The organism is Polaribacter tangerinus, assembly GCF_038024095.1.
Taxonomy (GTDB): domain Bacteria; phylum Bacteroidota; class Bacteroidia; order Flavobacteriales; family Flavobacteriaceae; genus Polaribacter; species Polaribacter tangerinus.
Map to the genome: position 1 here is coordinate 409856 of NZ_CP150668.1, position 19845 is coordinate 429700.

A 19845-nucleotide genomic window follows, 5' to 3' on the forward strand; every position below is an offset into this window, starting at 1 on the left:
ATTATAAATTTAAAAAGTTTTGTAAAATTTTACTCCCTTCAATACCACTCTTTTCTGGATGAAATTGTACACCATAAAAATTATTATGTTGCAATGCCGCTGAATATTCTAAACCATAGTTAGAAATAGCTATTGCTTGCTCATTTTTTGCTGCATAATAGCTATGTACCAAATACATAAACTCTTTTTCTTTAATCCCTTTAAATAAAGGCGATTTTAAATTGGAAATTACGTTCCACCCCATTTGTGGTACTTTTAAAGTATTCGGAAATTTTTTAACAGGTACATTAAATATTCCCAATCCTTTGGTATTTCCTTCCTCGGTATTACAACACATTAATTGCATTCCTAAACAAATACCTAAAACAGGTTGCTTTAAGTTCGGAATTACCACATCTAAACCACTTTCTTTAAGCATTTTCATAGCAGATCCTGCTGCGCCTACTCCCGGAAAAATAACCTTATCTGCAGTTTCTATCTCTGTTGTATTACTTGTTAAAATAGCATTTACCCCTAATCTTTTAAAAGCAAATTGAATACTTTTTATGTTTCCAGCACCGTAATCTATAATTACTAATTTCATGCACTAATTAATTTATACTTGTTTTTTAAAGTATCTTTTTTGTACTATTTTTTTTATAATAAGCCTTTTGTAGATGGTAAAAACATTTTATTAGAGTCTCTTTTTACAGCCATTTTTAAAGCTTTTGCAAAAGCTTTAAAAATACCCTCTATTTTATGATGCTCGTTAACGCCTGTTGCTTTAATGTTTAAATTACATTTTGCACCATCTGAGAAAGATTTAAATAAATGAAAAAACATTTCTGTAGGCATATCACCAATTTTTTCTCTCTTAAATTCTGCCTCCCATTCTAACCAATTTCTACCACCAAAATCTACGGCTACTTGAGCCAAACAATCATCCATAGGCAAACAAAATCCATAGCGCTCAATTCCTAATTTATCTCCTAATGCTTTATGAAATAATTCACCAAGAGCAATCATTGTATCTTCAATAGTATGGTGTTCATCCACCTCTAAATCTCCAGATACTTTTATGGTCAAATCCATATTACCATGTCTTCCTATTTGATCTAACATATGATCAAAAAAAGATAGTCCTGTACTAATATCATTTTTACCAGAACCATCTAAATTCAATTTTATGTAAATATCTGTTTCATTGGTAACTCTAGTAATTTCTTCTACTCTATCCTCTAGCTTTAAAAACTCATATATAGCAAACCAATCTGTTGTTTTTAAAGAAATTACATCTAATATTTCTTTTTTTGAACTCTCAATTTCGTCGGCACCTAAACTTATATCTTCAGATAAAAAGATTCCTTTGGCTCCTAAATTTTTTGCTAACTCCATGTCTGTAATCCTATCTCCTAACACGTAAGAATTTGCCAAATCATATTCTTCTGAAAAATATTTTGTAAGTAAACCTGTTCTTGGTTTTCTTGTTGGCGCATTTTGATAAGGAAAACTCTTGTCTATAAAAACCTCAGAAAAAATAACACCCTCTTTTGCAAAAGCATTGATAATTTTATTTTGAGCTGGCCAAAAAGTCTCTTCAGGAAATGACTCTGTTCCCAATCCGTCTTGATTTGTAACCATTACCAACTCGTATGATAACTCGTTAGCAATTTTAGCCATATACTGAAAAACTTTTGGGTAAAACTCTAACTTTTCTAAACTATCTAATTGATAATCTACTGGCGGTTCTAATACCAATGTACCGTCTCTATCTATAAATAATACTTTTTTCATTTGTTATTTTTATCTTAAGCTTACTTTATTAAAAGAAGTTAAAAAGTAAATTTTAATACATGCTTATATTATTTCTTTCAACGCTTGTAATAAAGCGCTATTTTCTTTTTCTGTACCAATAGTAAGTCTTAAACAATTATTACACAATGGTTGGTTAGTTCTGTTTCTAACTACAAAACCTTTTTCTGTTAGTTGCTCATACCTTTTTACCGCATCGTCTACTTTTACGAGCACAAAATTACAGTCGGTATTATATATTTTTTCTACAAAGCTTACTTCTTCTAAAGAGCTCATCAACCACTTTCTTTGTAATTTAATTTTTTCAATTTCTTTTACAACATTGCCTGGTTCTAATAAGCGTTCAATAGCCTTTTTTTGAGTTAATTCATTAACATTATAAGGAGGTTTTATTCGATTTAATATTGCTATTATTTCTTCTGATGCATAACAAATTCCCAACCGAATACCCGCCAAGCCAAAAGCCTTTGACAAGGTTTGAGTAATTATCAAATTCGGAAAATCCTTTAGTCTTTCTAGCCAAGTTAGCTGCTCGGAAAAATCTATATATGCCTCATCAATAACTACTAAGCCATTAAATTTTGTGAGTAACTCTTCTACAACAGTTACCGAAAAAGTGTTTCCGGTTGGATTGTTGGGAGAACATAGAAATAAAATTTTTGTTTGTTCGGTCGTTTTTTCTAAAATCTGCGAAACTTTTGGTTGAAAACTATCTGATAATAGGACTTCTTTATTTTCTACATTATTAATATTTGCTAAAACACTATACATACCGTACGTGGGTGGTAAGGTAATAATATTGTCTTTAGAGGGTTCACAAAATGCTCTAAATATTAGGTCTAATACTTCATCGCTTCCGTTTCCTAAAAGAATATTTTGTTTCGGAACACTCTTTAATTCTGATAGTATTTCTTTAACTAAATTTTGTTGAGGATCGGGATACCTATTTACTCCGTTTTCATAGGGATTTTCATTGGCATCTAAGAAAACCATATTTTTAACAGCTACATCTTTGTATTCGTCTCTTGCAGAAGAATATGGCTTTAGAGTCTTAATATTATCTCTAACTAAACTGTTTATATTAAACTTTACTTTCATTTTTTTGCGCTGTAAATAGAGTTCATTCTAATTTTAAATAGCTACTAATTTATATTATTTAGTCTTAAGGTTACTGCATTTTTATGAGCAAACAAGCCTTCCTTTTCGGCCATAATCTCTATAGATGTACCTATATTTTTAATGCCTTGTTCAGAGATTTCCTGAAAGGTAATACTCTTTGTAAAACTATCTAAATTTACACCAGAATATGCCTTTGTAAAACCGTTTGTTGGTAATGTATGGTTGGTGCCAGAAGCATAATCGCCAGCACTTTCTGGTGTATAGTTACCTATAAAAACAGAACCTGCATTTTGTATATTTTCTATGTAAAAAGAATTATTTTTTGTGCAAACTATAAAATGCTCAGGTCCATATTCATTAATTAAATCTAATGCAATGGTATCATTTGCTACTAAGATTGATTTCGAATTTTCAATTGCTTTTTTTGCAATTTCTACTCTCGGTAAGTCTAAAAGTTGTTTTTGCAAAGCGGCAGCAACTTCAAGTATTAGTTTTTTAGAGGTAGAGACCAAAATAACCTGACTGTCGATGCCATGTTCTGCTTGACTTAATAAATCTGAAGCAACAAAACTAGGGTTTGCACTATCATCTGCAACCACTAAAAGTTCGCTCGGCCCAGCCGGCATATCTATGGCAACTCCATATTTTGTTGCTAGTTGTTTTGCAACTGTAACAAACTGATTTCCTGGTCCGAATATTTTGTATACTTTCGGAATGGTTGTTGTACCAAATGTTAAACCTGCAATAGCCTGAATACCTCCAACTTTTATAATTTGTGTGACTCCACAAAGGTGTGCAGCGTATAAAATAGCTGGATGAATTTCGCCTTCTTTGTTAGGTGGTGAACATAAAACTATTTCTTTACAACCTGCAATTTTAGCCGGAATTGCCAACATTAATACTGTAGAAAAAAGTGGGGCTGTTCCGCCAGGAATATATAAACCTACTTTTTGAATAGCTCTTTTTTCTTGCCAACACACAACACCTTCTGTGGTTTCTACTATTTGTTTAGTTGTTATTTGTGCGTTATGAAACTTTGTAATATTGTCTTTGGCCAATTTTATAGCCTTTTTTAAATCACTTGAAATAGATTTTGTTGCCTTTAAAATCTCATCTGAATTTACTAAATGAGTATTTAAAGTAACATTATCAAACTTTTGAGTATACTTAAAAATGGCAGCATCTCCTTTTGTTTGAACTTCCTTAAAAACCTCGTTAACTGTTGCCTCAATATCATTGACAGTTTTTGTGGGTCTTTCTAAAATTTGTTTCCAACTTTCTTTACTTGGATTTTCTATACTTTTCATATTTATTTTACTGATGTAAATGAAATAAAATTTTAGTTTCTCTTTTTGCGTTCAGGATTGAAACGACATCCTTTTTATGTACTGTTTTTATTTAAACTAAGATTTTTGAATTACTTATTGATTAATTTTTTATATAAAACAACCATAAAAAGATATAGTGAAAAGCCTGTAAAAACGCCATAATTAAACAATTAAAGCACCATTTTTTCTATTGGACAAACTAATATACCTTCAGCACCATTGGCTTTTAAGCCATCTATAATTTCCCAAAATTGATTTTTTGAAACTACCGTATGCACAGAACTCCAACCCTTTTCTGCTAATGGTAAAACAGTGGGACTTCTCATACCTGGTAATAGTTCTAAAATAGCATCTAGCTTATTATTCGGTGCATTTAAAAGTACGTATTTAGATTCTTGTCCTTTTAAAACAGACTGCATTCTAAATTGTATTTTATCTAAAATAGCTTTCCTATCTGAAGATATTTTTGGCGAAACTGCTAAAACTGCTTCAGATTTTAAAAGTACTTCAACTTCTTTTAAACCATTTTTAAACAAAGTGCTTCCGCTTGAAACAATATCACAAATTCCGTCTGCCAAACCAATATTTGGTGCAATTTCTACCGAACCGTTAATTTGGTGTAATTGTGCAGTAATATTTTGAGCTTTTAAAAATTTTTTAACTGTTTCTGGATACGATGTTGCAATTCTTTTTCCGTTTAAATCTTTGAGTGATGCTACATTAGATTCTTTTGGAACTGCAATAGATACTTTACATTTAGAAAAACCTAAACGTTCTATAAACTGAATATCTGTTCCTTTTTCTACTAAAATATTTTCTCCAATGATAGCTGCATCTACTACTCCATCTCTTAAATACTGTGGTATATCTCCATTTCTTAGGTAAAAAACTTCTACAGGAAAATTTCTAGCCGCTGCTTTTAATTGATCTTTTCCGTTATCTATTGAAATTCCAATATCTTTTAAGATTTTCATAGAGTCTTCATTTAGTCTTCCAGACTTCTGAACAGCAATTCTTAAATTTTGCATACCTTTTTAATTGGTTTTTATGAGCTTGAACAAATTGGGCTTAAACTATAAAAACCCGTTTGATTTGCTCAAACGGGTTTTTAAATATCTTGAATTTACTCAATACATTTTTACATCGCTTGATGGCAATTATTAAAATGATGATGATGGTTTTGAGTAAATGTCATTTTCTTTTATTTTATGTTGCAAATATTCTAATTTTATTTTAATAAAAGCAAATAGATTTGTAAAAATTTATATAAAAATAAAAATTTATCAATTTCATAAAAATTGTTTAATTTTAATTTAATCGATAAAAAGTTATTATTTGCTAGTCTTTTCTAGAAAATTCAGGCAATTTATTTTTAAAACTTGGTAAATTCTCTCTAAAAGAAACTGCTTTGTTTTTAGAAATCATTACAATTACATCTTTCTGTAAAGTAAATAGTGTTCCTGCTCTAAAGGTTGTCATTAATAGATGTTCTAATTCTTTAATAGCCTCATTTAAAGGTACATTTTTATATATTTCCTTGTCATTATAACGGTATTTAAATTCAAACAGTTCATTATCCTCTTGCAAAAAATTTCGCATGTAAACATTTAGTAAACCTTCTTTTTTACGAAGTGGTTTGCTAACTGTAAATTTTACAAAATCTTTTGAGGCAATACAACTATGCAACTCTTTAAAAAGGGCATCTAACGAATTCATTAAGCAATATTATAAGATTTCAAAAATAAACTAGCTTTTAATGTTTAAAATATTGGTTTATACGTTTATAGCAGTTTCTTTAAAGAGGTGTTCATTTTTAGAAACAAAATCTTCTAATACTTTAAAAAAGTTTAAAATATCTTGCTCCTCATTATTTGCATTAATGGTTACAAATCTAACAAATGTATCTTGTTTAAAAGAACCAAAACCTACTACGGTTTCTTGATGTTCATACAACGCCGTGCACAATAATTTCGGATCGATATTTTTGTAATTAAAACAAACAGAAATGGCATCATTGAAACTATATAATGTGTAATCTGGATTGTTTTTAATATAATTAATGGCAATATTAGCTAGGTTAAATTGCTGATCTACAATTTTTTCCAATCCTTTTGTTCCAACAGACTTCCAAAGAGTCCAAAATTTTAATGCATCGTTTCTTCGTCCACATTGAAAAGAAGTTTTTCCCAAATTAAAATCGTCTCCATCTGTTTGATACAAATAATCGGCATCATTACTAAATGAATTATAGAGATGCTTTTTGTCATTTACCAAAATAATAGAGCAAGTAAGTGGTGTTCCTAACATTTTATGTGCGTTGTAACTAAAAGAATTTGATTTTTCTACCCCTTTTAACAAATGTTTGTACTTTTCACTAAATATTACGCTGCCACAGTAAGCACCATCTACATGTAACCAAATATTATACTTTTCTGTAATCGTTGCAATTTCATCTATTGGATCGAATGCTCCTAAAACTGTGGTTCCTGCAGTGGCATTTACATAAGTAGGAATACCACCATTATTTATATCTAATTTAATTTGATCTTCTAAAGCTTCTGGCAACATTCTTCCCTTAGCATCTGTTGGTATATAGCGTATATTATTTTTACCAATACCTGCAAAACTTGCATTCTTAGCGTTGGAATAATGACTTTCTTCTGAGGTATATATTATCAAAGGCTTTCTAACTCCTTGTAGCCTACTTTCTGGATCTTTTGCATCTCTCCCCATAACTAAAGCCATATAATTACTCATAGAACCACCCGTAGGAAAAGTACCATTACTTTGTGGTCCGTAACCTATAAGTTTGCAAGAATACTTTATAATTTCTTGCTCTATACCAACTTGCGGACCTGCAACTTTGTAGGTGTACATACTATTGTTTAACAATACTGCTAATAAATCTCCTAAAACAGCTTTGCTTTGTCTTCCTCCAAAAAGCTGATTAAAAAATAAATTTGTTGCTGTTTTTGGCGTAGCCTTTAAAACTTCTTTTAACAGCTCTTTAAAATTAGTATCTACCATGCCATTATCTGTTAAAGATAAATCTAAGGTGCTATATAATTCTGCGGCCTCAATTCTTTGTGCAACAGGGTTTTTACTCTCTTCTTCTAGCAAGGATTCTACCAAACTATTAAACAAATTTAAGTCACTTTTTATTTGAGAAATACTCATCTATATATTTTTATTAGTTATGATACTGTACAGTAAGACATTTCTTTTTCTACCAATTGATTAGAATCTTCATCTAACATTCTACAACTTCTAATTGGCTTTGCATACAAATGTAAAGATATACTGTTCGATTTAGCAATATTCTCTAAACGATGAAACCCCATAAAATCTTTCATATAAGTAATTTCTCCTTTTTGAGACTTAGAGGTTTTTACCAAGCTTAGAAGTCCATTATCATCCTCTTTGTAAATTGTTTCTTCAAAACAACCTTCAATTACTTTTACCCAACATTCTTCACCACCATGGTCATGAATTGGTGTTTTATGGCCTTCGCACCAACAAATTAAAATAAGTTCAAACTTTTCTGTATCTATAATACAGTTTCTTGTGTAACAATCTTCAGACCAAGAACAATAAGAATCAAAGGCATTTTGAGAAAACTGTACAGAATGAAAAATACGATTGTATTTTTTTATATCACTCTCTGTAAGGGCGGTAATTAATTGTTCTAAAGATTGAAGTTTTTCAGGACTGTGTTCGTTAGAATTCAAAATTATATATTGCTTTTTTGTAATTGATAAAAAGGGATTGCACTTTAGCATTATTTTTAATAACTAATAATAGTTAACAATTATTTTGCAAAAGAACCATTATTGCTAATATAACAATTTTAATCGTTTTTAGGGTGAAATCAAGATATTTTTACCGTTTTTTATGCAATTTTTATTAGAATTTGTTAAATTTTAGTGATTTTTAAAAAATCTGAAAAAAAATTATAGTTGATTTTATCTTTATAAAAAAAAATAATTGAAAATGTCTTTTCTAAAAATGTAACTAGCTAATGAAATTAAAAATGGGGGTTTTACCTCTTTTGAAATTTCAAAATAAAAGATAGTTTTGTAGAGCGTAAAATTCTAATATTATTTTAAAAATTAAATATAATTAGTTAAATTACAAGCTCATCCCTAATTATTATGAAAAAAAGTGTTACTCTTTTAGCTTTTTTTATGTTTTTGTTATCGAACTCAAATGTAAATGCTCAACAAAAAGCTATTGACCAAACTATTCGTACTATAAAAAACGTTTTTAAAGAGTATGGTGTTAAGGTAATTGGTGAGCAAAAATGTGCTACATGTCTGCCTTCTTTTACCACCGAAAGTGGTAATATTAAAGTAACTTACAATTCTGAAAAAAAACTATTAATAATAAGTGGTTTAGAGTATACTAAAATTGCCAAAGAAAATTATAGAAATTGGACTATTTGTAACGACTCTAACATTACGTTTACTTATCATTTATCAGAATTAAACCCAAAATGGATGTATAGTTTTGCATACATACATGTTCCTAAAGGAAGTACAAAAGTTCCGTTAAAAATTTCGAACAATTCTTGTACTTCGCTAAAAATTACCGATTTTATAAAAGACAAACATAAAGCAAAAGTAACGTTTAGCAATGCTCTAAAGAAACTGAGTTTGTTGGTATTTTCTGAGTAATAAGTTCAAAAAAAAAATAAATATCCCCACAACCAAAGTTGTTGCATCAACAAAAAAGCTCAAGTTTTACAACTTGAGCTTTTACATATTAAGTAAATTAAATACTATTATTATCCTTTAAAGTTTATTTTACGCATACGTAAACTTAAAGGAGTTACCTCTAAATATTCGTCTGCTTTTATATACTCCATATTTTCTTCCAAAGAAAAATCTACTTTAGGTGCAATTTTCATTGCATCATCTGTACCAGATTTACGCATGTTGGTTAATTGTTTACCTTTAATTAGATTCACAGCCATATCTTCAGACTTTGAATTTTCTCCAATTACCTGACCAACATATATTTCTTGATTTATATCGATAAAGAAACGACCTCTATCTTGCAAACGGTCTAAAGCATACGCAGTAGCTTTACCTGCTGCAGAAGAAACTATAGCTCCTTTAATATCTTCTGAAAAATCTCCTTTGTAAGGACCGTATTCCGAAAAACGGTGATTTATAATTGCTTGTCCAGAAGTAGCTGTTAAAATTTTGTTTCTTAAACCAATCAATCCTCGAGAAGGAATTGTAAACTCTAGGTGTTGTAAATCTCCTTTTGGCTCCATTACTAATAAATCTCCTTTTCTTAGTGATACAAGGTTTACAGCTTTCGAGGCAACATCTTCAGGCACATCTATAGATAATGTTTCATATGGTTCACATTTTACACCATCTATTTCCTTTAAAATTACTTGTGGTCTACCTACTTGTAATTCGTATCCTTCTCTACGCATTGTTTCTATAAGAACAGATAAGTGTAATACTCCTCTACCAAAAACATTAAATTTGTCTTCGCTGTCTGTAGTTTCTACTTTTAAAGCAAGATTTTTTTCTAACTCTTTAAATAATCTATCTCTTAAATGTCTTGAAGTTACATATTTTCCTTCCTTACCAAAAAATGGAGAATTGTTTATAGTAAACAACATACTCATTGTTGGCTGATCTATTTCTGTTCTTGGCAGCGCTTCTGGGTTTTCTAAATCGGCTATAGTATCTCCAATTTCAAAACCTTCTATACCAGTAATTGCACAAATATCTCCACAAGGAACTTTATCTACCTGTACTTTACCCATTCCTTCAAAAACATGCAACTCTTTAATACGTACTTTTTTTGTGCTTCCATCCGATTTACACAACATGTAATCTTTTCCTACTTCTAAATCTCCTCTAAAAACACGTCCTATAGCAATTCTACCAGTAAATGCAGAAAAATCTAAAGATGTAATTTGCATTTGAGGGGTACCTTCATTGTATTTAGTTTCTGGAATAGAATCTAATACAGCATCTAATAATGGGACAATATTATCTGTTTGTTTCTTCCAATCGGTAGACATCCAGTTATTTTTGGCAGAACCATAAATGGTTGTAAAATCTAATTGCTCTTCTGATGCTTCTAAAGCAAACATTAAATCGAAAACTTTTTCATGAACTAAATCTGGTGTACAATTTTCTTTATCTACTTTATTAACAACAACAATAGGTGTTAAACCAAGTTCTAGTGCTTTACCTAATACAAAACGTGTTTGTGGCATTGGTCCTTCAAAAGCATCAACTAACAATAAAACTCCATCTGCCATTTTTAAAACACGCTCTACCTCTCCACCAAAATCGGCGTGACCCGGTGTATCAATTACATTAATTTTGGTGTTTTTATAGTTTACAGAAACGTTTTTAGAAAGAATTGTAATTCCCCTTTCACGTTCTAAATCGTTATTATCTAACAATAAATCTGTACGTTCTTTACGATCGTCTAAAATTTTAGCCTGATCAATAATTTTATCTACTAATGTCGTTTTTCCGTGATCGACATGGGCAATAATTGCGATGTTTCTAATTGGTTGCATTTGTGCTTTCTTAAATTTCGTGCAAAAGTAGTTGTTTCTATGTAAATTATACGTTTTCTGTTTGCTTTTTTTTCAAAAAACAGTTATTAATATTTGTTTTACAATACATTAGAAACGGGTATTAAGAATGGCACTATTGTATTTTATTAACTAAAATAGATTTATAAAACTTATTTTTTTTAATAAAGAGCAAAAAAAATCCGTCTTAAGACGGATTTTTAGAAAATGTATGAATTTATATTAGATAACTTTTACGTTAACTGCGTTTAATCCTTTGTTTCCTTCTTGTAAGTCAAATTCAACTTCGTCTCCTTCTCTAATTTCATCAACTAAACCAGAAACGTGTACAAAATGATCTTTATCTACTCCTTCTTCAGTTATAAATCCAAAACCTTTTGTTTCGTTGAAAAACTTTACTGTACCTTTACTCATAATACTTTATTTAATTTTTATCAATATTGATGTTGCAAAGATGGTGCAATAAAACTCATAACAACTATATTTTTAGATAAAGTTTTAAAATTATTATTCAGGGCACTTTCAAACCAATTTTATTTAAAAAAATCTATTTTATATCTTGTAAATTCTTACTTTTTTCTTTTTCAGTCTTAAATTATTTAATTTTTCTACCAATGTATCCGATAAAGTTGCTGGCACAGCAACAAAAGCACAGTCTTGCTTTAACTCTATAACTCCTAACTCTTCTTTTTGTAATTTACCTTGTTTTATAAAAAGTCCTGCAATATCTCCTTTAGAAATTTTATCTTTTCTTCCTCCAGAAATAAAGAGCGTTTCCCAATAAACAGCCTCTCTAACTGCTTGCTTACTTATGTTTTCTGAATCTTTCACATTAATAAAACTTGGTAATTGTTCATCTTTCCATCGTAAAACATAAGCAGTACCTGTATTTGAAACTCTAGCTGTTCTACCATTTCTATGAGTAAATTCTTCTATTTCTCTTGGTAATTCATAATGAATAATGTACTTTAATTCGGGTACATCTATACCACGAGCAGCCAAATCTGTAGCTACTAAAAGCTGATTAGTACCATTTCTGAATTTTATTAATGAACGCTCTCTGTCTTTTTGCTCCATTCCACCACTAAAACACTCATGTTTTATATTTTTAGTTTCTAAGAATGCACTCACATTATTTATTGTATCCTTAAGATTACAAAAAATAATACCTTGCTGATTTCCTAAGTGATTTAATAAATGTAATAAAGTATTCAGTTTATTTTTTGCTGGAGAAACTACTGTTTTTACTTGTAATTTAGATGATATTGCCTTTAAATAATTAACGATATTTGGTGAGTCTAAATTTACAAAATCGGGTATTTCTACACCTTGGGTAGCCGATGTTAGTATTCGCTTGTTAACAGCCGGAAGTTCGTTTATAATTCCTCTCATTTCGTACTCAAAACCAACTTCTAAAGACTTATCAAACTCATCTAAAATCAGTGTTTTTATATACTTTTTAGAAAAACGTTCATTTGCAAAATGATCTGAAATTCTACCTGGTGTACCAATTAAAATTGCAGGTAAATGCTTCAATTCAATTTTATCTTTAGACATTGGTCTACCTCCATAAACGGCATTTACTTTAAAACCAGCCCCCATAGATCTTATTACCTGTTCTATTTGAATTGCTAATTCTCTAGAAGGCACTAAAATTAAAGCCTGTATTTCCTCTAAATCAGCTTGTAAAGTAGCTAATAAAGGAAGCGAAAAAGCGAGTGTTTTACCAGTTCCTGTAGGAGATAATAAAACGGTATTTGTGTTCTTTTTAATAGTTGCAATGGCCTCTAATTGCATAGGATTTAACTGATTTATACTCAGTTTTTGTAAAATTTCTTCTTGATCTTTTATCGTATTTGCCATATTACTACTAATTTAATAAGGCTGCAAAGATAGTTAGACTTATGCCCTACATATAATTATAACATTCTTTTTTTATTTTGATAAAAAAAGTCCCATTATTTTTAGAAAACTGGAGCCTTAAAAAAAAGAAAATATCCTTTTATTTTTTAAATAACTTTTTTGTTATGATTTTATGGTTACTATGAATTTTGACAATATAAATTCCGGAATTCAAATTATTTAAGTTGATTTTCGAATAGCCTTGTTGAACTTCTAATACTTTTTTCCCTGATACAGAGTAAAAGGAAACTTTTTGAATGATATTATTTCTGTCATAAATAGAAATTTGATTATTAGAAGGATTTGGATACATTAAAATTGAGTCTTCTAACTTTTCTTCTGCAACATTTAACGAACAAGAATTTCCTACTGTATATGAAAAATATTTGCTTACTGCCAAACCTCCTGCAAAAGCAAACTTACAACCATAATTAATTGTTTCCCCTACAGTTAACCCAGTAATAGTTGCTCTAAATTTATTTCCTGATTCACTGTTCATAGCGGTTTCTGCAAAAGGAGATTCTTTCCATAAATAAGCCACCAAGCCTGTTTTATCGGTATCTAAAAGTTCAAAAGTAATAACAACATCACTTCCAATGGTTTCAAAACTATAATTATATCCTAAACTAAAGCTACCTTGTTGTGCATCTGCACTACTTCCTGCGCACTCTGTACTTAGATCTTTTGCAGTAGTTGTTGAAATTTCTATCGAATTGTTTGTAGCTTCATTTCCCGTTAAATCGGAGGCATTTACAGAAAATACATAATTAGTTTCTGGGCTTAAACCTGCTATTACTAGAGATTTCTGTACACCAGAATCTGCAGTTATCGTTTCTGTAATACTGTTGTATGATGCACTATATAAAACAGTCCCAGAATTGTCATTTCCCTGAACTAAAATTTCTACAGAACTTGCGGTAACATTACCGATAGTAGCTGTAAAATTGGTAGGTACTTCATTATCTCCACTATTAGTGCCACAATTAGTACCTACTTTATAGTCTATATATTTGGTAACTGATAGACCACCAGCAAAAGCAAATTTACATGCATAACTTATGGTTTCTCCAACCGTAAGACCTGTAATTTTTTTTGAAAAAACACGCTCAGAAGTGCTCTCCATTTGAGTCTCACCAAAAGGCGTTTTTTGCCACAAGTAAGCAACAACACCCAACTTGTCGGTATCTAAAAGTTCAAAAGAAATAGTTACCTCATTTCCGACAGTCTTAAAAGTTGCTTTGTATCCTGTTGAAAAAGAACCTTGCTGAGCAATATTAGTAGACTCTGAACACGAAAGTACTGCAGCTACCGAAATATTTACAGCCGCCGATGTAGTCGTTTCGTTTAAATTATCTTTTGCAACAGCTGTTATTAATTGATTTCCTACTGGTGCGTTTTCCCACTCAAAAGTATATGGAGCCGTAAAATCTTCCCCAATTTTTGTGGTTCCCTTATAAAAAGCAACACTTGCTATTGTTCCATCTAAATCACTTGCAGAAGCGGTTATACTTATTTTTTCATTTTCTTGAAAAACGCTATTATTATTGGGAGAAGTAATTGCCACAGTTGGTTTTGTATTTCCAGTGTCAGATACAATAACTAATACTTCATCAAAAGCACTATAAGTTCCATCGGTTACCGTTAGCCTTACTTTGTAAATTCCATCTTCTAAATTTGAAATATTAGGAGAAACACTTGTTACGTCATCAAAAGTTATGGTTGTTGGCCCATATACTTGATTCCAAACATACGTTAGAGATTCTCCTTCGTCATCTTTACTTAAAGAACCGTCTAGCACCGCGGTGTTATTAGGTAATATTACCACAACATTATCTCCTGCATTAGCAACTGGTGGCACAAATGGTAAAGGATTACTATATATAAAAGTTATTTTACCAATATTAAATTCTCCATTAGCTACTTTTAATCTTAAAACATGTTTTCCTGCTGTTAATTCTATATTTGAAACAGTCTTTGTACTCCACGAACTCCAATCATTTGTTGAACTTAACATGACATCTGGACTTATTTTTTTGCCCTCTATTTCGAAGTGAAAAGGACCACCTCCACTGGTATTTCCTGATGCATATCTAATATCTACATCATAAATTCCAGCTGTTTGAACATCAACAGTATATTCCAACCATTCACCTGCAACAATCCATCCAACAATTTTTCCTTCTTGTGTATTTGTTACTGCATCTACAGATTCGTTGGTTCTGTAATCTCCTTCGTTAAAAGAAGAAGTGTCTACGTAACTAATATTTTGACCTCTTCCACCCTCAAAAACATCATAATTACCCGCTTCTATAACTCCAGGTATTTGGTTTAAATTCCCATTAAATGGGAGTTGCTCGCCCACTTGAACCGTTACTATATTAGTAACATTAAAAAGATTACCTACATATACTTTTGCATAAAAACCATGCATACCTAGCTGTAGATTGTCTGCTTTTATAGAATATGGTGCTGTTGTAGATTCTCCTATAAAAGTATCTCCATCATAAAAAGCAACCTTTGTAATTCCTGCGCCTAAAGTTTGAACTGATAAATTTACACTTCCGTTCGGAAAAGCTTGTTTAAAATTTGACGATAACACCCCATTTACAGCAACATCTCTACTTGTTGCCATTGTATTTGGAGGCACTATTAGACTGAATCCGTCTGAAAAAGTTACTGTAATTTGAGAATTTGAATAATTATGAGCAACATATGTTTTCTCTCCTGATTTTTCAAAAACTGAAGCAATCGGATAATTTGCAGTAATATCTGTATTTACTATTCCAAGAGCATTTATGGCATGTAACCAATGGTAGGTTTGCGCATCTGAAATACCAAATTTTAAATTTCTATCTGGGTTAGAGTCATATAAATCTATAGCAGCCTCTGGGTTTGTTAAAGACAAAAATTTCCAATAAGTATCGTGCCATAAATTCGGATTTACTTCATTACTTAATATCCCTGTATTATTTGAAATTTCTGTCCATAAAGACTTTGCATATGTTTGCTGATGTCCTAAATATAGAGAACCTCCATGAATAGGATACATTTCTATACCATATGAAGCGGCAATGTCTGAGGTCCAGAAAGTACCGTTATCATATGAATTTCCCCAAACTCTAGAAACAAGGCTATATTGTTGTGATGGCGCAAAGTTTCTATTGTAAATATCAAACCAATATTCTTCTACTGCTGTTTGCTCTGTTGTATAAATGTAAATACCTAAATCTCTAATTGAGTTATTATTAGTGATAGTTCCCCAATGGATTAACGAAGATGCAAATTGCATACTTTCTGAAGTTGATTCTTGATCGTTTCCTTGAGGGAATGAAGCAAAACCGTTTGCCCAACTATGTCCGGCATAAGGACTGAAATTTCTTAAAAAAGGAAACTTTGTATCGCTCCTATCTGAGGTTGCTGCATCTCTTACCAAAATATTAATCATTCCAGCCCAGTTATTTGTCCAACCTGGCTCGAACTGCTCCATAAAAGAAGCCGCATGAATAAAATAACCCCAATGAAAATGATGGTCATTAATATTTGTATCTTGACCGTGCCCCGCAGGATACCCAAGCATTGCAGACCAAGTATTATTGTAATAAAATAAAAATGCTTTTTCTCCTGATTGGTAGGTTAGCCAGTTTTCCAAGCGTTCTTTAATGGTAGCTATTATTTTATCTCTCGCGGTTCTATTACCCGTTTGATCTGCAATTCTAGCTGTTTGAATTAATCGATTCATTACCTGACCCTCATTGTATGAATCTGTCCAAGTTGACAAACCATCATTTTCAATTTGCGCAATTTTTTGCTGCAGCTCCGATGGACTAAAACCTTCACTATAATTAGCTAAGTAGGGTAAGGTTGGTAAAATACCTTTAAATTTATTTTCTACTACAAAACTGTTACCCGCCAACATTTTTAAAACACCTCTTACAGATTGATAATTGTCTCCTTGAGGTGTTGGAGAAGAAGTTGCCAAATTACTCCACTGATGAGGCAATAAACCCAATAAAACGTTAGTTTCTACCCCTTCTTTTACTTCAGTATCTACAATAAATGTAGTTGTAACAATGGCACTATTTTGGTTGTAAATCCAACTTGTTCTTGTTTCTTTTGGAAACACATAAGCGTATTTTTTATAGGCTTGAGCTAATGAACTAATATTGATGTTATTTTCTGGCAACATAGCCATAGACCAATAATTTTTATTCGCTAAACTAGAGGTAAATAATGTTCCGTTTTGAGTCCATGTACTTCCCGATGGTGCATATAAAACAAAATCTGCATCATAAGAGGCATTTTCTATTATTAACATTTCATTGTTAATTGTAGTGGTTCCTGAGTTTACCTTTATCGCTACAACATCGCTTGGCTTTTTGTCGAAATACAAAAAAGGCATTCCAATTCCAGCAGTGACTTTTAGGTTATTATCAGCATCATTCCAATTCATTGTAACAGTCCAATCCGAATAATCATCTACCGTTGTTTTGGTGGTATTTAATCCTAATAAGCTTACTTCTATTGGGGCAGAATCTCCAATTACACCCCACGGAATATAACTTACAATCAAACCTTTATTGGTGGTTTTTAATGTCATGGGATAATTAAATAAATTGTCGGCATGGTTTTCTTTTACCAATTTAGACCACCAATCGTTTGTTGGAACCGGTTTACCAATAGCATTTCCACTTAATTGCGGGCTACCACTTGGAAAACCATTTCTACCCGCTGCATCTGTACCAGGAAAATTAGTTGTATAACTACCACTACCTACAATAGTTTGCCCCAAAAATGTTGCTACCGTAAATAAAAGAATGAAAATAGAGGTAATATGCTTTTTTGTCTGATTTTCCATAAAAGGTTTTTTGATTATTATCATGTATTTAAAAAAATAGAGCGATATGTTATATACCGCCCTATTAACTTTGTTGGGAATTTAAGTAATTAAATTACTCTTTTATTAGTTTTAAACTAGTAGTTCCTTTATCACTTTTAAGAACTGCTAAATAAACACCTTTGCTAAAACTTGTCGCATCAATTTTAATGTTGTCTTTACTTTTTGACGAGGTATATACTTTTTTACCTAAAACATTATAAATTGAAATAGTATGAATTTGACTCTCATGAGCCGCAATATTCCAATAGTCTGTTGTAGGATTAGGGTAAGTTGTAACAGATAATTTCGATACATTTTTAGTACTTAATGTATTCGATTCAATAATTATGCTCCCTAGAGCTGATTCATCTGCAGGATTTGCATTTACACCTGCAATTGTAAATCCGTACTGAATGATTAACCCTGCTGGTAAATCTGCAGCATCTACAGATACTGAAAACTCTCCAGAGGCAGGAATATCGATAACTTTAGATGCATTTAATGCATCTGCAAAATTATTATTAGGATCTAAAGCTTTAATAAAATATTTAGCTGTGTAATTGGCATCTAATGTATTGGATACAACTTTACCTGTAAAAGTTAAATCTTTGCCAGTAAAAGTAGCTCCTGGCTCGATAAAAGTAGAAGCTTCTACATTTTTATTTCCTTTGGGCCCTGGTGTTACTCCACCATCAGAAGAATTTGTCCAGAAAGCTTTGTCTCCATCTCCACCGCTTAAAGAGTTTTGATATCCATTAAAGTTTGGCTGTAAAGTAATTGTATTTGAACTAACGGTGGTTTTTAAATCAGCCACCCCCCAAGATTGACCAAATACATACGTACCATTAGTCTCAAATACATTCATAAAACCTTTCCAGTTATTGTCTGAATTGATGGTAACAGTATTTGTTGTACCATTTTGACTCCCATTATCCATTGCATTAAATGAAATATTATCTAGGTAAATAATATTGTCTTGACTTCTTGCTGCAAAATCTGGAATAATAACTATTCGATTGTATGTTTTTGAAATTTCTGAACTAAAATCAAAACTTAATTCTTCCCAATCTCCATTAACAATAGTATTGATTACTTTAAGTTCTGGAGAAACCGAATTATTTGGCCCTTCAAATTTTACACCTACATCTGAAGCCACCGTTTTTAAAATTGATATTTTTACAATACTATTCGTAGCATCAAAAGTAATAGAACCAATATCATCTGTATAGGTTAAAGCCCAATCGTTACCTGCGTCTAATGCAGTAAATTTTGCCACTTTATCTGAGTTATTCTCCGACGTTTTATTAGGATTATTTACTATTTCTAGCGGTGGGTTTGCACCATTTTGATCTACCGTCCATGAGAAATCTGCCCCGAAACCATTTGCTTCAAAATCTATATTCTCTTGATTATAAACTACAGTTCCTGCAGGCTGAGCATTAAAAGTTAAATTATCAAAATAAATGATATTATCTTGGTCTCTAGCTGCAAAATCTGGAATGATAACTAATTTATTAAAAGTGGTTCCAATGGCACTTTTAAAATCGAACGTTAGCTCTTCCCAATCGCCATTAATTACAGAAGATGCTGCTTTTACTTCTTTGGCAGCTCCTGCTGGCCCCTCAAACTTTACTCCAACATCTGACGCAACATCTTTTCTTACCATTAACTTTACCAAACTATTGGAAGCATCAAAAGTAAAAGAACCTATATCGTCACTTATTACCAACGCCCAATCGTTACCTGCATCTAAGGCCGTAAATTTGGCTACTCTTGCAGAGGTATTGATACCAGTTGTGGCAGGGTTTGCTACAATTTCTAATGCCGGGTTTGATGCATTATCATTTACTACCCAAGTCCAGTTAGCTCCTTTACCAGAATCTTCAAAATCTATTGGAACGTTCTGGGCTTGAAAAATATAAGTGCTTAGTAATAAAATAAGGAAAGTAATTTTTTTCATAATGATTGCTTTTAAGTTAATGAATTTCTTCATTTGTAAAGTTATCTATGAAAAAATGTTAAATCATCATTTTTAACCACTATATAAAACATACATCACAAAATAAAGTATGCAAAACTACGAAAACACTAAACATAGCTTAACTTTTGAATGTTTATTAATATTTCTATTTTGTTAAATAAGGATGAAAAAACTAATAATGTGCAGTTAATGTTGTGGTAATTTTTGATGAGTTTAAGAAGTGTATTTACAAAAATGGAAAAACAACTCTTTAACAAACAGCAATTTAACATTA

At 31.2% G+C, this 19845-nt stretch carries 14 protein-coding genes; 1 reads left to right on the forward strand and 13 read right to left on the reverse strand.

Annotated features, from left to right (window positions below; all coding sequences use genetic code 11):
- Position 1: 1 nt before the first annotated feature.
- From hisH to WHD54_RS01885, 8 genes are all read right to left on the reverse strand, one after another.
- Positions 2-583, reverse strand: coding sequence for an imidazole glycerol phosphate synthase subunit HisH (hisH, locus tag WHD54_RS01850; RefSeq protein ID WP_088322964.1), 582 nt, complete (start codon positions 581-583; stop codon positions 2-4).
- 53 nt (positions 584-636) lie between these two features.
- Positions 637-1773, reverse strand: coding sequence for a bifunctional histidinol-phosphatase/imidazoleglycerol-phosphate dehydratase HisB (hisB, locus tag WHD54_RS01855; protein WP_088322965.1), 1137 nt, complete (start codon positions 1771-1773; stop codon positions 637-639).
- A 63-nt stretch (positions 1774-1836) separates the two neighbouring features.
- Positions 1837-2889, reverse strand: coding sequence for a histidinol-phosphate transaminase (gene hisC, locus WHD54_RS01860; protein WP_088322966.1), 1053 nt, complete (start codon positions 2887-2889; stop codon positions 1837-1839).
- Positions 2890-2933: 44 nt separating this feature from the next.
- Complete coding sequence (gene hisD, locus WHD54_RS01865) at positions 2934-4217, reverse strand: histidinol dehydrogenase (protein WP_088322967.1); 1284 nt, start codon at positions 4215-4217, stop codon at positions 2934-2936.
- A 191-nt stretch (positions 4218-4408) separates the two neighbouring features.
- A complete protein-coding gene (hisG, locus tag WHD54_RS01870) occupies positions 4409-5266 on the reverse strand; it encodes an ATP phosphoribosyltransferase (protein ID WP_088322968.1) in 858 nt (285 codons plus the stop codon).
- A 310-nt stretch (positions 5267-5576) separates the two neighbouring features.
- Positions 5577-5954, reverse strand: a complete 378-nt coding sequence (locus WHD54_RS01875) for a hypothetical protein (RefSeq protein WP_088322969.1) — start codon at positions 5952-5954, stop codon at positions 5577-5579.
- Between the two features lie 57 nt (positions 5955-6011).
- Complete coding sequence (locus WHD54_RS01880; protein WP_088323352.1) at positions 6012-7409, reverse strand: pyridoxal phosphate-dependent decarboxylase family protein; 1398 nt, start codon at positions 7407-7409, stop codon at positions 6012-6014.
- 23 nt (positions 7410-7432) lie between these two features.
- A complete protein-coding gene (locus WHD54_RS01885) occupies positions 7433-7966 on the reverse strand; it encodes a cysteine dioxygenase (protein ID WP_233130956.1) in 534 nt (177 codons plus the stop codon).
- A gap of 423 nt (positions 7967-8389) precedes the next feature.
- On the opposite strand from WHD54_RS01885, the gene WHD54_RS01890 reads away from it, so the two are divergent.
- The gene (locus tag WHD54_RS01890; protein WP_088322971.1) at positions 8390-8911 is read left to right on the forward strand and encodes a hypothetical protein; all 522 of its coding nucleotides are present in this window, start codon (positions 8390-8392) and stop codon (positions 8909-8911) included.
- 110 nt (positions 8912-9021) lie between these two features.
- Here WHD54_RS01890 and typA read toward each other — a convergent pair whose 3' ends face one another.
- The 5 genes from typA to WHD54_RS01915 form a co-directional block, all read right to left on the reverse strand.
- A complete protein-coding gene (gene typA, locus WHD54_RS01895; RefSeq protein ID WP_088322972.1) occupies positions 9022-10794 on the reverse strand; it encodes a translational GTPase TypA in 1773 nt (590 codons plus the stop codon).
- Positions 10795-11034: 240 nt separating this feature from the next.
- Positions 11035-11226: a cold-shock protein gene (locus WHD54_RS01900; protein WP_088322973.1), complete on the reverse strand. Its 192-nt coding sequence runs from the start codon at positions 11224-11226 to the stop codon at positions 11035-11037.
- A 138-nt stretch (positions 11227-11364) separates the two neighbouring features.
- A complete protein-coding gene (locus tag WHD54_RS01905; RefSeq protein ID WP_088322974.1) occupies positions 11365-12675 on the reverse strand; it encodes a DEAD/DEAH box helicase in 1311 nt (436 codons plus the stop codon).
- Between the two features lie 139 nt (positions 12676-12814).
- Positions 12815-17569, reverse strand: a complete 4755-nt coding sequence (locus WHD54_RS01910) for a glycosyl hydrolase (RefSeq protein WP_088322975.1) — start codon at positions 17567-17569, stop codon at positions 12815-12817.
- Between the two features lie 94 nt (positions 17570-17663).
- Positions 17664-19550: a T9SS type A sorting domain-containing protein gene (locus tag WHD54_RS01915; RefSeq protein ID WP_158211797.1), complete on the reverse strand. Its 1887-nt coding sequence runs from the start codon at positions 19548-19550 to the stop codon at positions 17664-17666.
- Between the last annotated feature and the right edge of the window lie 295 nt (positions 19551-19845).

Coding starts and splice junctions, on each gene's coding strand:
- WHD54_RS01905 (WP_088322974.1), bottom strand. CDS start 12,675: ATGGCAAATACGATAAAAGATCAAGAAGAAATTTTACAAAAACTGAGT.
- hisG (WP_088322968.1), bottom strand. CDS start 5,266: ATGCAAAATTTAAGAATTGCTGTTCAGAAGTCTGGAAGACTAAATGAA.
- hisD (WP_088322967.1), bottom strand. CDS start 4,217: ATGAAAAGTATAGAAAATCCAAGTAAAGAAAGTTGGAAACAAATTTTA.
- WHD54_RS01890 (WP_088322971.1), top strand. CDS start 8,390: ATGAAAAAAAGTGTTACTCTTTTAGCTTTTTTTATGTTTTTGTTATCG.
- WHD54_RS01900 (WP_088322973.1), bottom strand. CDS start 11,226: ATGAGTAAAGGTACAGTAAAGTTTTTCAACGAAACAAAAGGTTTTGGA.
- hisH (WP_088322964.1), bottom strand. CDS start 583: ATGAAATTAGTAATTATAGATTACGGTGCTGGAAACATAAAAAGTATT.
- WHD54_RS01915 (WP_158211797.1), bottom strand. CDS start 19,550: ATGAAAAAAATTACTTTCCTTATTTTATTACTAAGCACTTATATTTTT.
- typA (WP_088322972.1), bottom strand. CDS start 10,794: ATGCAACCAATTAGAAACATCGCAATTATTGCCCATGTCGATCACGGA.
- hisB (WP_088322965.1), bottom strand. CDS start 1,773: ATGAAAAAAGTATTATTTATAGATAGAGACGGTACATTGGTATTAGAA.
- WHD54_RS01875 (WP_088322969.1), bottom strand. CDS start 5,954: ATGAATTCGTTAGATGCCCTTTTTAAAGAGTTGCATAGTTGTATTGCC.
- hisC (WP_088322966.1), bottom strand. CDS start 2,889: ATGAAAGTAAAGTTTAATATAAACAGTTTAGTTAGAGATAATATTAAG.
- WHD54_RS01910 (WP_088322975.1), bottom strand. CDS start 17,569: ATGGAAAATCAGACAAAAAAGCATATTACCTCTATTTTCATTCTTTTA.